This is a genomic window from Paenibacillus pinihumi DSM 23905 = JCM 16419, from assembly GCF_000422505.1.
Lineage (GTDB): Bacteria > Bacillota > Bacilli > Paenibacillales > Paenibacillaceae > Paenibacillus_D > Paenibacillus_D pinihumi.
Genome location: NZ_KE383864.1, coordinates 643,636 through 658,097 on the forward strand (window position 1 = coordinate 643,636; position 14,462 = coordinate 658,097).

Below are 14,462 nucleotides of genomic sequence, written 5' to 3' on the forward strand. Positions count from 1 at the left end.
TATTCAGCAGTATATGATGTGCCATCGTTCAACTTATGGGACTTCTTCAATGAAAAAAGCCGTTCGGCATCTCCTGATGAACAGGAATATCCGAACGGCTTTTGCCCTAGATCTCGGCTATGCTTCTTTCAAACATGCAACCATAGCTTCGATGATCTGATAGGAATGATTGGAGGCCTTGACCGTGAATTCGGCAAAGTTCACATGGGCAGAACCATCGGCCTTGTCGGACATAGAACGAATGACGACATATGGAATGGCATTCATCGCGCAAACCTGAGCCAGCGCTGCCCCTTCCATCTCCGTTGAGATTCCGCCGAGCTGCTCATGCAGTTCCTTCACCAATTCCCGGCTCGCTACGAACTGGTCACCTGATAAAATTTTGCCGGTAAACGAGCGGCCGTTAAACAGGCGATTGCTCACCTGCTCAGCCAGCGCTACAAGCTTCGCATCGGCTGCAAAATCAGACACTTCCTGATAAGGAATGACCCCGCGTGCAAAACCAAGAGGCGTCACATCCATATCATGTTGCATACAGCTTGAGGAAATGACGATATCACCAATTTCCAGACGAGGGTCAAGCGCGCCCGCAACGCCAGTAAACAGCACACACTCCGCTCCGAGATCAATGAGCACCTGTGTGCATACCGCCGCATTTACCTTGCCCACACCAGACTTCGCGAAGATAATCGTCTGATCCTGGAAATTACCCTTATAGAAGGTCATTCCGGCTTTCCCAATGGTATGTATAATTTCCGTATGCTTCAGCAACAGTTCAATCTCTTCATTCATGGCTCCAATAATACCAACAATTTGATAGGCCAATCGAGTTCAGCTCCTTTTACTATTCAGGTAAGCATAAAACAGCTTCGCCGTACATACCGGCGAAGCTGGCTTTCGCAAATCATGTTCATGCCATCAGAGGCTTACACCTGCTTGACGGATTGTCTCGAAATTAATTCATGAGGCAGAACAACCTTCGCGTGCTCTACGCTCTCTTTCTTCATAAGCTTCGTCAACAGACGCATCGATACCGCACCGATATCATACATCGGCTGTGCCACGCTGGTCAGCTGAGGTCTGACCATGGAAGCTGCACGACTATTGTCCACACTGATAACGGAGATATCCTCCGGCACCTTGAGCCCGAAGTCCTGAATAGCATGAATGGCGCCAATCGCCATCTCATCCGTTGCAGAGAATACCGCAGTCGGCTTGTCCCCCAGCTCAAGGAAGTACTTCATCGCTTCGATACCGGATTCATAACGGTAGTTGCCCACACGAACCAGAGATTCGTCATAAGGCAGCCCCGCTGTTTCAAGCGCTCTTCTGTAGCCTTGGAAACGTGCAAAACCGTTCGCAGGATCCTGCAGCGTGCCGCTAATCATTGCAATAGACTTATGGCCCTTCTCAATCAGTGAGCTGACCGCATCAAATGCTGCCGCTTCGTGATCAATATCCACCGAAGGAATTGCTCCCTGCTCGTCTGTTGTGGCACATAGTACGATTGGAACATTGGCCGTCTTAAAGGCCTGCACATGCTCGTCTGTCACTGCGCCGCCCATAAAGAGCAGACCATCAACCTGCTTCTCAAGCAGTGTATTAATGACGCGAATCTCCTTTTCTTTGCGCTTATCGGCGTTACATAGAATGATATTATAGTGGTACATATTCGCAATATCCTCTATGCCGCGCGCAACTTCCGCAAAGATAGAGTTCGAAATATCAGGAATAACCACACCCACCGTTGTCGTCTTCTTGCTGGCCAAGCCTCTGGCTACAGCATTAGGACGGTATCCCAGACGCTCAATCGCCTCGAATACTTTTTTGCGGGTTTGCGGTTTTACATTTGGATTATTGTTCACTACCCGGGAAACGGTTGCCATGGATACGCCTGCTTCCCTTGCTACATCATAAATAGTTACCGTCACGATCCTTCTCTCCAATAATTCATATTTTTTGAAATATAATCTCAGGGCCGAAATCATCTTTTTAGAATTTTGCAAAAGAATCCCCCAAAGGTCCTCAAACTTCCGGCATTGCAGCGGCCCCTGGGACCAAATCTGCAAACGGTCTGTGAAAGCCACTATTTGGGTTTCTGAAAATTCTCATTAAAATTATGATACGACAATTTACTACTTTTCGCAATGTTCGCCGAGATGTTCTTCCAAAGAGAAGTCCGTGTGTGTCAGATAACGGATGCGCGAACAGGCTTTTACATCCCTAGCATCCCTCGAACCAAAAATTATCATACCTTCAATTTTGCAAAAAAATCTTATGTATGAATGGATCGGCGGCTAATTTGGGACAAGCGCTTTTGAATTTCGTTCATCCAGTCTTCATCGCCCAGAGACTGGGCAATCAAAAATAAGTCCAGCAATTTGTTGATCCGGGCTGTCATATGCTCCTCAAGTACATGCGATTTCGGAAGCTTATCCTTGGCATATACCTCTACAAGCAAATCCGCCCATTCATTCCATTCGTTAAACAGGAAAGTCTGTTTATCCGGCTGGCTGCCGAGCTGACCGATCAAACCGGTCAAATCAGGCTTTACTTCTGGCGACACCTCGCTCCGGTTGCAGGCCGGACAAGAAAAAATCGGTACATTGTCAATCTCCACTTTGCCTGAATACACAACCGTGCGCAATTTCATAGTCACCAATTCCCCGCAAGAACAACGTTTCTGCAAAATGGCCCACCCTCTCTATATATAACAACATAAATGTAAAGAAAATACCGGTGCTCCCGTCTCCGGAAAGGCAGACAGCGCCTGTACAGCAACATGCTTGTCACTGAAGTTGAGCGGCGCACACTGGCTATAATCCTGCATTTTTTGCGCTTAGGTATGTGTATTCGACTTCTTTCGCATAATCTCCTTCCTATTTGCACATAGCAATTTTTAACTAGCGAGCGACTTTTCTCCATAAGCGCCGAATGAACGGAATTCTGATTGCAAGCATGGCCAGTGCAGCCCCGATCGCATCGTTGCGCAAATCCATCACATCCGGCGTCCGGTCATCAACGAACATCTGATGGAATTCATCTGTAACACCATATAAAAAGCAAAGCACAATAATAAGCAGCTTCATACGCCATGAATCTGCCTTGCTGCCAAAACCGAAATCGATCGTCAGGGCAAGCACAAAGTAGGCGACAAAATGTCCCCAATCAAAGCTTTCCATCCAGGGTAAAATAAACTTGAAGAACGGCAGCACGGAGCCAAGCTGCTCACCCGTGCGGGACGAAAGCCAGAAGATGACTCCCATCCAGATGACGGCAGGCAGCCAGCGTGCAATTCTCCATACAGGGGCCAGGCGGTAATCTGATTTCACCATTTGATTTATCAATTCTCCTTACGATACAATAAAAAATGAAAGCTTGTATGATAGATTGGGAGGGATTTCCGAGTGAGTTTACATGGTAAAACTGTCATTTGCCTCTTGGATAATGACTTTGAAGATTTGGAATTATGGTATCCTGTTTATCGGGTTCGTGAAGAAGGGGCTACAGTGCTGTTTGCCGGTCCGGAGAAAGGAAAAAAACACATCGGCAAATATGGCGTTCCTGCCGTTGCAGATTTGTCCTTCGATGAGCTGGACAGCAACACAATCGACGGTCTGCTTGTTCCCGGAGGCTGGGCACCGGACATGCTCCGTCGGTATCCGAAGGTGCTCCAGATTGTACAGGAGCTGGATGCGGACAAGAAGCCGATCGGCCAGATATGCCATGCCGGATGGGTGCTGATCTCTGCAAAAATCTTGAATGGACGCAAAGTGACGTCTACACCCGGGATCCGCGATGATATGGAAAACGCCGGTGCCACATGGCTGGACGAGGCGGTCGTTGTAGACGGAAACCTGATCTCCGCCCGCAGACCGCCCGACCTGCCTCCATATGGCAAGGCGTTTGTTGATGCTTTGCGCGCCCGTTAATCCATTTGTGCCGGGCTGGCAGCTTGCGGAATTTCCTTCGGCTGTTCTGCGCTTGTATTGAATCTGGATAACTCGTTATAGATTTCCTGACTGGTACGGCATTTCAAGAGATCGTCCAGCAAGCGGCGGCTGTCTTCCTGCTTCGTGCAGAGCAGCCGCTCTTTTACTTGCAGGATCGTATGCGAGGACATGCTCAGCTCATCCACGTCAAGTCCAAGCCAGATGGGCAGCGCCCGTGCATCTCCCGCCAGTTCCCCGCATACGCCGACCTGAATGCCTTTGCGCTTGGCCGCATCCACCGTCATCTTGAGCAATCGCAGCACCGCGGGATGACAAGGCTCATACAGATGGGAGATCTGGTCATTCATCCGGTCCACCGCAAGTGCGAACTGAACAAGATCATTCGTTCCGATGCTGAAAAAATCGACTTCTTCCGCGAGCAGATCCGCAATCATTACCGCAGCCGGAACCTCAATCATAACGCCGACTTCAATATTCTCCCGGTAAGGCAACCCTTCCCGGCGAAGCTCCTGCTTGGCTTCCTCTAAAATATCCTTGGCCTTCTTGACCTCGTCAACAGACGAAATCAGCGGAAACATCAGTTTGACGTGTCCGTAATGCGACGCCCTCAAAATAGCCCGAAGCTGTGTTTTGAACAAATCCTGACGATCCAGCGAGATGCGTATTGCACGGTATCCGAGAAACGGATTATCCTCCTCCGGAATCTCGAAATAATCCAGATGCTTGTCGCCTCCGATATCCAGCGTGCGGATAATGACCGGATTGGAACCCAGTTTTTGCGCGACGGTTTTATAGACCTCGAACTGCTCCTGCTCTTCCGGAAAGCTGGTACGGTCCATGTACAGAAACTCCGTGCGGAAAAGACCAACTTCGGCAGCTCCGGCCCGCAGTGCAACCTCCAGCTCCTTGAGCGAGCTGATATTGGCTGCCAGCTCAATGGTTTTGCCGTCCGGGGTAACCGGCTTGATTCCGGCGATACGATGCAGTTTTTTCTTCTCCTCCAACTGGTTGCTGCGGCGCGATTTATAGCGGTCAACAACAAGCTTGGAGGGGCGGACAATCATTTCCCCTTTGGCTCCGTCAATAATCAGGGAATCGCCAGTCTGAATCGGATCATTCAGCTTGGCCTCAACGCCGACAACAAGCGGAATGCCAAGCGCTCTTGCCATAATGGCCGAATGCGAGATGGTGCTGCCCGCCAGTGTCACGATGCCCAGCACATGACTCGGATTCAAATGCGCCAACTGGGAGGGGGACAGCTCCTTGGCGACCAGAATGAATGGCTGGGTGTCCGTAGGGAGCGTAATTTCCGGCGCGCCAAGCAGATGCTTGAGCAGACGGTTGCCGACGTCCTTGATATCCAGGGCCCGCTCCTTCATATATTCATCGTCGAGCAGATCAAACATCGTCACAAAGTGATCGATTGCTTCCTTTACTGCGACCTCGGCCGCCTTGTATTGACGCTGAATGATGCCCTGCACCTCATTCATGAAGATCGGATCATCCAGAATGGCCAGATGCGCGTCAAAAATATGGGTTTCAGCAGTACCGACTACCTCCCGGAGCTCACCCTTCATTTGTTCGATTTCGTCCTTGGAGGTTTTGATTCCTTCATACAGACGGTCAAATTCCTTTGCCAAATCGGTTACGTCTATTTTTTGTTCAGGCACATCCCACTCCCAGTTCGGAAGCACAAAGGCTTTACCTATTGCGATTCCTGCTGAAGCCCCTATACCTTGAATCATCGTGAATCCTCCCCATTTTCTCTCTTGTTCAGAACAACTGACATAACCGATGCCTGACCTTTTTTAACAGCCTTAAACGGCCCGTAGCTCCAGGAACGAACAACATCGGGGTTAGAAATGACCATTGGCGTCGCAAGCGATTTGCAGCCCTGTCTAACCTTGTTCAGATCGAATTTGACAAGCAGCTGTCCGGGCTTGACCTCATCCCCTTCTTTAACAAAAGCATGAAATCCTTTGCCCTTAAGCTGAGAAGTATCAATTCCGATATGCAGCAGCACGTCCAGCCCCTCCCGTGTGCGAATGCCAAGCGCATGCATGGTCGGGTAGACATGGACAATGGTTCCCGTGACAGGAGACACCAGCTCGCCGCGCTCCGGCATAAATGCAACCCCCTGTCCGACCAGCTTGCCGGCAAAAATCGGGTCTGGCACCTCCTCCAGCGGAATCATCCGGCCCTGCATCGGAGAGCAGAACAGCACCTGGGTGAGGTCACGCTTCATGACCTTCACCATCTCCTCGCGGATCAGCTCTGAATAGGTACCGAAGACAACCTGAACATTGCCACTGCCAAGACGAATGACTCCTGCTGCTCCCAGGTTGCGCAGCGCATTGATGTCCAGCAGCTTGTCATTGTTCAGCCGCAGGCGAAGCCTTGTAATACAAGCCTCCATCTGGATAATATTCTCCTTGCCGCCGATTGCCTGCATAATAAGCGGAGCACGATACGGAATATCGCCCGCCCACTCGTCAAGCTGAGAGCCTTCTTCACGTCCCGGAGTCGGAATGCGGAAGCGCCTGATCGCCCAGCGGAACATCACATAATAAAGAATGCCCAGCACAATACCGATCGGGATCAGGAGCCATCCCCGGGTTGCCAGATGAGCGTTAATAATATAATCGATTGCTCCGGCAGAGAATGAAAAACCGTGTAAAATCCCCAGTTCATACGTCACCCACATAACAAGGCCGGAAAGAACCGCATGCACGATAAACAAGTAAGGCGCGACAAATAAAAACGCAAACTCCACCGGCTCCGTCACTCCCGTCAGGAAGGATGCGAGCGCAGCGGAAAGAAAAGTCTTCTTGATCTTGGGCTTCAAATCCTCGCGTGCCTCATGAATGATAGCAAACGCAATCGCAGGCAGCGCGAACATCATGGTCGGATATAATCCGGCCATAAATGCGCCCGCCGTCGGATCGCCGGCAAAAAAACGCGGCAAATCCCCGTATACCGTTACACCTTGGGCCGTCTCATATCCGCCAACCTGAAACCAGAACACATGGCTAACCAAATGATGAAGTCCGAATACAACAAGAATACGAAGAACGAATCCGAATAAGAACACTCCGAAGCCGCCAGTCGACGAAACGATTTCCCCCAGATGCTCAAGACCGCTTTGGAGCAAAGGCGCAATTTGGATCATCACGATTGAAAACAGTACCGATACACCGCTCACCACAATCGGCACACTTCGCGGCCCCCCGAAGAAATTAAGCCATTCAGGAAGCCGGAGCTCCTTCAGCTTCTCATAGCAAAAACCGGAGAACAGCCCGAACAATACGCCGATCAGAACGGTAGGACGAATCGGAATATCACTGTAATTTCCGGTTATGCCTGTATAAATGAACATTCCGGCAAGCGCTGCCATAACGGCAGCCATAGCATTGTTGGACAAACCGGATGCCACACCAAGCGCAAAGAGAAAAGGAAGAAAGGAAAACAGCGCATCACTGGCCGTAGCCAGATATCCATTGAAATAGGGAAGTCCGATTGCAGACCAGGGAAGCTGACTGAGGCTTAAAAACAGAGCCGCAGCAGGCAGCACAATCATCGGCAGCATAAGCGCCCTTCCGACCTGCTGCAGATTGCCCATAATATTCAATTCGATTCCCCCTCTCCGTTAACATCCGCATAATAAATCACTATTAAGATGGTAAGGGTTTGTCTGCATTTTGTCAAAGAAAAACAGCGGACCGTCTAAGGTCCGCTGTCTTCTGGCGCTGCCGGATTAGAAACGGTTTATGCCGCCTTGTCCGTATTGAGCGCCTGTGTGCTGGTTACCGGCTTGGTAACCTACATGGGCCAGTACCGGTCCGTCTTGCGCGTTAGCGCCTGTTGCATTCAGGACAGGGTTCTGTTGTGTGTATGCATGGGCTTGCTGGAAGCCGCCTTGGTAATTTCCTTGGTAGCCGCCTTGGTACCCATAACCGCCATTATAAGAAGAACCGATGTTGTTGCTGTTTGCGGAGTAACCTCCGAAGCGGGCGATTACTGGCTGAGATTGATATTGATTGTTAAAGTTTTGCTGCGATTGCTGCGCATATGGCTGTTGTGCCACATAGTTTGAGCGGTGCAAGGCATCTTGTCCAGCTTGATCACCCAAATGGGAAAGAACTGGCTGATATTGAGTTTGAGCACTCGCATAATTGCTGTACCCGCTTTGCAGGTTATGAGCGCCATAGGATTGGCCGCCTGCATAGTTTTGCTGGTTAGCCTGGTATCCCAACTGGGAGATCACAGGACCTGCATTAGATTGTGTGCTGATTTGTCCACGGTATTGGGACTGCACATAGCCAGCCGGCTGGTATTGATTTTGCTGGTTGAAGGATTGGTTCCCTGATTGAAATCCTGGCTGATAAGACATTCCGTTCATGTCTTGTCCTCCTCATAGTAGCGGATAGTCTCCATGGCAGCCAAGCTTGGCACCTAAGAGCCTCTCTTATTGTAGGAGAACAGGATGTTTTTTATCCTTACTTTTTATGGAAAAAAACACAACCAAAACCGCCATTTTTTCCAGCTGCTCAAAACTGGTTACTTGGGCAGTAAAATGGAATCCTCCACTTTAATGCAGCGGTCCATAATTACTTCGAGTCCTCCCTGGGAGGCAATATCTGCTGCTTCCTCACTATGAATGCCGAGCTGCAGCCACAGCACCTTGGCTCCGATGCGCACGGCTTCTTCCGCGACGGGCGGACAATGCTCGCTGCGGCGGAAGACATTTACAATATCAACCTTAAAGGGAATATCTGTAAGGCTCGGATAACAGGTCTCACCCAGAATCTCCTGTGCATTGGGGTTGACCGGAATGATCCGGTAGCCCTTCTTCTGCATCGCCTCTGATACCATGTAGGAGGTCCGGTCCGGCTTATCAGACAAGCCGACAACGGCGATAACAGAAGTAGCTTGCAGCAATTCCTTGATCTTCTCTCGTGAAGGATGTTCGTAAGCCATTTTGATTCCTCCTTAGGATTAGGAATGGGAAGCGGAAACGGATTCGATCCACTCCACATTCGCACCGAGCGCCTTGAGATGGTCAAAATAAATCGGATAGGATTTGGCTACATGATGGGCATCACGAATCCGGATTGGCTGCTTGGCCCGCAAACCGACAACTGTAAGAGCCATAATGACCCTGTGGTCATAGTGAGCATCGATCTCTACACCGCCTTCTACACCTTCCGGACGGCCGTGAACAATGATTTCAGCCTGGCGCTCTTCAACATTGGCACCCGCTTTGCGCAGCTCGTTCAAGTAATCGGTAATCCGGTCACATTCCTTGTAGCGCAAATTCTCTACATTATAAAAACGGGACGTCCCTTCGGCAAATACAGCAGCCGCTACCATGGCAAGCACGGCATCAGTTGCTACATCACCGTCAAACTCTACGGCCTTTAGCTTGCCGTTGCCTTGAACATGAACCGTACCGTTAGTGTGGGTAAGCGGCGTCTCCATCATACGCAATACATCGACAATTGCACGTTCGCCCTGCTTGCTGTTCTCTTCCAGACGGTAAAGCTTGACATCGGACCGGGTAACGGCAGCTGCTGCAAGAACGGCAGCAGAGCCCGGATAATCACCCTGTACAACATACTTCTGCGCTTTATATTTCTGGTTCCCTGCCACCTTGTAATGCATCAAATCCTCGCTGGCCTCAATGACGATGCCTGCCTGCTCGAGCACCTCAAGCGTTTGCCCGATGACAACCTTGGATTTCAGGTCATGCAGCACTTCAATTTCACTGTCCTCAGGCAGCAGCGGAGTCAAGAACAGCAAGGCGCTCAAAAATTGGGAGCTGACATTGCCGGACACTTGAATTTTGCCGCCCTTTGGCGCCCCGCCATGAATTGTGATCGGCAGCTTGCCTTCCCGATGATCAACTTTAACGTCCATTTGCTCCAGGGCTGTGATCAGGTCATCATGCGGGCGTTTGCCCAGCGAATCCGGATACGTATTGACAAACGTAACCTCCGGGCAGAGCGAAGCAATTGCCATCAGGAAGCGCAGCACCGCTCCGGCATTGCCGACATTCAATTCCTTTACATGCTGTGGCTTGCTGCCGAAGCCTGTAATGGTTATTTTTTCGTCATCTTCCTCAATGACAGCACCCAGATCACGGATACAGCGGCGCATGGCGTCACTGTCTTCACTGTGTGCCGGATAGTAGATCGTGCTAGTTCCCTCTGCCAATGCGGCGACGAGCAAATATCTTGTTGTATAGTTTTTCGAGGAAAGAGCCTGAAGCTCTCCTTTTAATTGAGGTGTCGGCGTAACCAGAACGTCCATGAATAATCTTCTCCTTCAATAATAAGTATGATGAATGATTATAGAAAGCAGCTGACGGTCATCCCGGCCCAGCCCAGCAGCAACCCGCCGCAACAGGTTAGCAGAAGGTAGCAGGCCAAACGAAGAAGCTTGCGCTCCCTCGCCATCTGTACGCATTGGACCATAAAGGTCGAATAGGTCGTATAGCCCCCTAAAATACCTGTGCCTGCAAAAAAATAGAGCAGCGGAATTCTCTCCTGAATCCCCAGTCCGATTAGCAGGCCGAGGATGAAGGAACCGGTCAGATTGACAGTTAAGGTGGCCCTGTCGCCGCGCTGCGTATGACGGGCAAACAACAGGCCCGTCCCATACCGGAGTAGCGAACCGATTGCTCCCCCTGCAGCAGCAGCTGCGAGCTCAAGCATTTGCTTTTCTCCCCCTTGCCAGCATTGCCAGCCCGCTATAGCCAAGAGCAGCTAAAGCAAGTCCGGCCATAAGCGAGATGATGAAGTAAAGGGCTGCCGTCTCCAGGTAACCTCTCTGAATGAGCTGGATCAGTTCCAAACTAAAGGTTGAAAAGGTCGTATAGGAGCCGATAATGCCAGTTCCTACGAACTCACTCCATAGCCTGGGCAGCCCGGGACGCATGACGCCATAGCCCAGCCAGACGCCAAGCGCCATACTGCCTGTCAAGTTGCACAACAGCGTAGCCCAGGGGAACGCACCAGGACCTGACGGAGTCAGCCATATGCTCATCCCAAGGCGCAGTGCTGCGCCAAGCGCACCTCCTGCAGCAACCGCCAGCACGATTCTCATTGCCGTTGTTCCTTCATGCTGAGAATCTGTGACGCTACCTCTTCGGAATCCAGCAGGGTTGTGTCCACTATATCGTGGACAAAATCATAAGCATGACGGCGTTCCTCAAGCAAAGCTGCTACCCGCTTCTCCACGTCTCCCTGGAGAAGCGGCCTTGAGGTATCGTTCTTCACCCGCGCCACGATTTTGTCGGCATCAGCTGTAAGGGCAATGACCCAGCCGTGCTTCAGCATCGCATTGCGGTTTTGCTCCCGCAGCACAGCTCCGCCCCCGGTCGCTATGATTTTGCCGCCTTCGGATTGAAGAATCATGTCCAGAACACGGCTTTCCAACTCACGAAAAGCTTCTTCGCCGGCTTCGGCAAACATCTCGCGTATCGCCCGTCCTTCCTGGCGCTCAATCTCGGCATCCAGATCAATACACGGCAGCTGAAGCTGCCTTGCAAGCAAACGGCTGACCGAGGATTTGCCGGTTCCCATAAATCCGACCAGCACAATAGTTTCATTAGTTCCTGACAATCGGGTACACCTCTTATTTATAAGGTCAGCAAGCATCATTCGCTGGACCAGGGCTCACTGCCTGATGCAGTCAGCATTTCCGCAGCCCGGACCAGCCTACATCCCCATCATATCACAATTCCCGCGCCCAATCTTCACTAAATGGACAAGGACGGTATAAAAAAGCCATTTTTGTCGTATGGATATAATATCCAGTCATTATAAATGAAAGACAGGTGAATGGAATGAACCGTCTGTCAGACGATGAGCTTGACCAGCAGAAAATCAGCCGCTTCCTCGATCCGTCCCATCCGTTATGCCGTTCAGATGTGATATGGATACTGGATTGGATCAAAAAAAAAGTGGCTGCCGATAACCCAAGCACGCTTGGTCTATCGCAGCCACAATTATGGAAAGGTTTCTCCCGCTTTGCAGAAGCAGCTATGCTGCTCATTCACTGCCAGCGCTTCAGCTATGATGAGACGGACCGGCTCAGGAAGCTGCTGGCCGAGGCCGTAAGCGCCATCCGCAGCCCTTCCTAAGCGGAACTACTCCATCCAGTTGAAGTGGAAAGAGCCTTCTTTGTCCACACGCTTGAACGTATGCGCGCCGAAATAGTCACGCTGCGCTTGAAGCAGGTTTGCCGGCAGACGCTCCGTGCGGTAGCTGTCGTAGTAGGCAAGTGCGCTTGCGAAAGCAGGTACCGGAATACCGGCTGCAACTGCTGTCGACACCACTTCACGCCATGCGCTTTGATAGGACTCGACGATTTCTTTGAAGTAATCATCCAGCAGCAGGTTGCGCAGTTCCGGATTTTTGTCGTATGCGTTTTTGATGTTTTGCAGGAAGCCTGCACGAATAATGCAGCCGCCGCGGAAAATCATCGCGATATCGCCGTAACGCAGGTCCCAGCCATACTCTTCAGAAGCTTCGCGCATCTGGGCAAAACCTTGTGCATAAGAGCAAATTTTGCTCGCGAACAGCGCTTTGCGGACCGCTTCGATAAATGCAGCTTTATCCCCTTGGTAAGCTTGAACTTCAGGACCTTTCAGCAGCTTGCTCGCCGCAACGCGCTCTTCTTTCATTGCAGAGAGGAAACGGGAGAATACCGATTCTGTAATGATGGACAATGGAACGCCCAGGTCGAGCGAGCTTTGGCTTGTCCATTTTCCGGTTCCTTTTTGGCCTGCGGAATCCAGAATCACATCTACCATCGGCTTGCCGGTTTCCGGATCGTACTTGGAGAAAATGTCAGCCGTAATTTCGATCAGGTAGCTGTCCAGCTCCCCTTTATTCCACTCTGTGAAAATTTCATGAAGCTCCGGTGTTTCCACGCCCAGAACGGATTTCAACAGGTGGTATGCTTCGCAGATCAGCTGCATGTCACCGTACTCAATTCCGTTGTGTACCATCTTCACGTAGTGACCAGCACCGTCCGGTCCGATATATGTACAGCAAGCGTCATCGCCAACTTTAGCAGAGATTGCAGTCAGGATTGGCTCAACCAGTTTGTAAGCCGACTCTTGTCCGCCCGGCATGATGGAAGGTCCTTTGAGTGCGCCCTCTTCACCGCCGGATACACCTGTGCCGATGAAGCGGAAGCCTTTGGCTTCAAGCTCTTTGCTGCGGCGCTGGGTATCAGGGAAATAAGCATTTCCTCCGTCGATAATGATATCGCCTTCTTCCAGATGAGGAACGAGCTGGTTAATAGTATCGTCTGTACCTTTGCCCGCTTGAACCATGATCAGGATTTTGCGCGGCGCTTCCAGGGAACCGACGAACTCTTCAATCGTATACGTAGGGTGAAGCTGCTTGCCAGCGGCTTCCTTTATCAAATCATCCGTTTTCTCACGTGAACGGTTAAAAACAGATACGGTGAAACCTCTGCTCTCAATGTTAAGCGCCAAATTTTTTCCCATGACGGCGAGGCCAATCACGCCAATTTGCTGTTTAGACATTTGCTTCCTTCATCCCTTTACATTCTTATTTCCTTGCGCATTTGCACGAGTAAGATTATTTTACTCTTTTTATGCCCGAATGAAAACTATTTTCGTTGTTTTCTTCTTAATTCTTATACTTTTCTGTTGAGAATATGTATGTGCTTATGTAAGCCATAGTCGAACTTCCCGGACAAGAATAGAGATTGCAAGATTTGAATAAAAGCATAATGAATAAGGATGCTCCCTGCAGCTCAAGTGCAGAAAACATCCTTTTAGGTAATCCTGATATTCAAAGCCTACAGCTCCAGCTGCAGCATTTCAATCCGCATAGCTGCCAGCCTGCTCTTGGAAGCTGCGATTTTTTCCTCGTCCTGGCGTTCCAGTGCCTCGCTCAATACTGATAGTTCGTAATCCAGCTCATACCGCAGCACCGACGCGCGTTCTTCGGCTCTGGTGGAGCTGAAGGCCTCCATAATCTCTTCTACCGTCACAAATGGCTTGCGCTGATAAATAATTTTATGTTCCATTCCGCTAACCTCCACAAGTCGGATGATTTCACCAAACATAATGTTCTCAATGACAATCTGGCGGTCTTTAATACGTTTGACAACGGCATGGCCTCGGGTATCATTTATTAATTTTTCTAGCAGTTCGGATAACTTTTCGTCTTTAATCGTGTAATCGCCTACAATTTTATAGCGGTTATGAAACCGTTGGAATCTCAACTTCACCAGCTTTCGGCCTGTTCGGATCGAGATGAGAAACTGGGCCTCTGATTCGCTCCAGTAGAGAGAATAGCCCTCCTGAATCAAATCGCGGATGAAATTTTGGACTTGCCGACGGTCGAAACGAAGCTCCAGGTTGCAATACTCCACTTCATGGCTTTTATTCACGGCAACCCCTCCCCGGCGGATTGTGATGCTGGAATGACTGGTTGTGTATTATTGACGAAATGTTCTGACAATTTG

The 14,462-nt window shown here is 50.3% G+C and carries 16 protein-coding genes; 2 read left to right on the forward strand and 14 right to left on the reverse strand.

Annotated elements, in window-relative coordinates:
- Window positions 1-117: 117 nt before the first annotated feature.
- The 4 genes from H583_RS0117085 to H583_RS0117100 form a co-directional block, all read right to left on the reverse strand.
- Complete coding sequence (locus H583_RS0117085; RefSeq protein WP_028561533.1) at window positions 118-825, reverse strand: 5'-methylthioadenosine/adenosylhomocysteine nucleosidase; 708 nt, start codon at window positions 823-825, stop codon at window positions 118-120.
- Between the two features lie 101 nt (window positions 826-926).
- The gene (gene ccpA, locus H583_RS0117090) at window positions 927-1,931 is read right to left on the reverse strand and encodes a catabolite control protein A (protein WP_028561534.1); all 1,005 of its coding nucleotides are present in this window, start codon (window positions 1,929-1,931) and stop codon (window positions 927-929) included.
- Between the two features lie 344 nt (window positions 1,932-2,275).
- On the reverse strand, window positions 2,276-2,653 hold the full coding sequence (locus H583_RS0117095; RefSeq protein ID WP_342663535.1) for a hypothetical protein: 378 nt from the start codon (window positions 2,651-2,653) through the stop codon (window positions 2,276-2,278).
- A gap of 250 nt (window positions 2,654-2,903) precedes the next feature.
- Window positions 2,904-3,335 (reverse strand): VanZ family protein, encoded by a 432-nt coding sequence (locus H583_RS0117100; protein WP_051236556.1) that lies wholly within the window; start codon window positions 3,333-3,335, stop codon window positions 2,904-2,906.
- 72 nt (window positions 3,336-3,407) lie between these two features.
- Here H583_RS0117100 and H583_RS0117105 point away from each other — a divergent pair, with 72 nt between their 5' ends.
- A complete protein-coding gene (locus H583_RS0117105) occupies window positions 3,408-3,932 on the forward strand; it encodes a type 1 glutamine amidotransferase domain-containing protein (protein WP_028561537.1) in 525 nt (174 codons plus the stop codon).
- On the opposite strand, the gene ptsP is transcribed toward H583_RS0117105, so the two are convergent.
- From ptsP to H583_RS0117145, 8 genes are all read right to left on the reverse strand, one after another.
- Window positions 3,929-5,698, reverse strand: a complete 1,770-nt coding sequence (gene ptsP / locus H583_RS0117110; RefSeq protein ID WP_028561538.1) for a phosphoenolpyruvate--protein phosphotransferase — start codon at window positions 5,696-5,698, stop codon at window positions 3,929-3,931. The genes H583_RS0117105 and ptsP overlap by 4 nt on opposite strands.
- Complete coding sequence (locus tag H583_RS0117115) at window positions 5,695-7,581, reverse strand: glucose PTS transporter subunit IIA (RefSeq protein ID WP_028561539.1); 1,887 nt, start codon at window positions 7,579-7,581, stop codon at window positions 5,695-5,697. The genes ptsP and H583_RS0117115 overlap by 4 nt, the downstream gene beginning before the upstream one ends.
- Before the next feature lie 126 nt (window positions 7,582-7,707).
- Window positions 7,708-8,352: a hypothetical protein gene (locus H583_RS0117120; RefSeq protein ID WP_028561540.1), complete on the reverse strand. Its 645-nt coding sequence runs from the start codon at window positions 8,350-8,352 to the stop codon at window positions 7,708-7,710.
- Between the two features lie 158 nt (window positions 8,353-8,510).
- Window positions 8,511-8,930: a CoA-binding protein gene (locus H583_RS0117125; protein ID WP_028561541.1), complete on the reverse strand. Its 420-nt coding sequence runs from the start codon at window positions 8,928-8,930 to the stop codon at window positions 8,511-8,513.
- A gap of 18 nt (window positions 8,931-8,948) precedes the next feature.
- The gene (aroA, locus tag H583_RS0117130; protein ID WP_028561542.1) at window positions 8,949-10,262 is read right to left on the reverse strand and encodes a 3-phosphoshikimate 1-carboxyvinyltransferase; all 1,314 of its coding nucleotides are present in this window, start codon (window positions 10,260-10,262) and stop codon (window positions 8,949-8,951) included.
- Window positions 10,263-10,300: 38 nt separating this feature from the next.
- Complete coding sequence (locus H583_RS0117135) at window positions 10,301-10,666, reverse strand: fluoride efflux transporter FluC (protein ID WP_028561543.1); 366 nt, start codon at window positions 10,664-10,666, stop codon at window positions 10,301-10,303.
- Complete coding sequence (locus tag H583_RS33270; RefSeq protein WP_036709880.1) at window positions 10,659-11,057, reverse strand: fluoride efflux transporter FluC; 399 nt, start codon at window positions 11,055-11,057, stop codon at window positions 10,659-10,661. Before H583_RS33270 ends, H583_RS0117135 begins: the two co-directional genes overlap by 8 nt.
- Window positions 11,054-11,575, reverse strand: a complete 522-nt coding sequence (locus H583_RS0117145; protein WP_028561544.1) for a shikimate kinase — start codon at window positions 11,573-11,575, stop codon at window positions 11,054-11,056. The genes H583_RS33270 and H583_RS0117145 overlap by 4 nt, the downstream gene beginning before the upstream one ends.
- A 224-nt stretch (window positions 11,576-11,799) precedes the next feature.
- Between H583_RS0117145 and H583_RS0117150 the strand changes: the two genes are divergently transcribed.
- Entirely contained in the window at window positions 11,800-12,096 is a 297-nt protein-coding gene (locus H583_RS0117150) for a hypothetical protein (protein WP_051236560.1), read from the forward strand.
- Window positions 12,097-12,102: 6 nt separating this feature from the next.
- On the opposite strand, the gene gndA is transcribed toward H583_RS0117150, so the two are convergent.
- Window positions 12,103-13,512, reverse strand: a complete 1,410-nt coding sequence (gene gndA, locus H583_RS0117155) for an NADP-dependent phosphogluconate dehydrogenase (RefSeq protein ID WP_028561546.1) — start codon at window positions 13,510-13,512, stop codon at window positions 12,103-12,105.
- 278 nt (window positions 13,513-13,790) lie between these two features.
- Window positions 13,791-14,387 carry a hypothetical protein gene (locus H583_RS0117160; protein WP_028561547.1) on the reverse strand — a complete coding sequence of 199 codons (597 nt, stop codon included), beginning with the start codon at window positions 14,385-14,387 and terminating at the stop codon, window positions 13,791-13,793.
- Window positions 14,388-14,462: the final 75 nt, after the last annotated feature.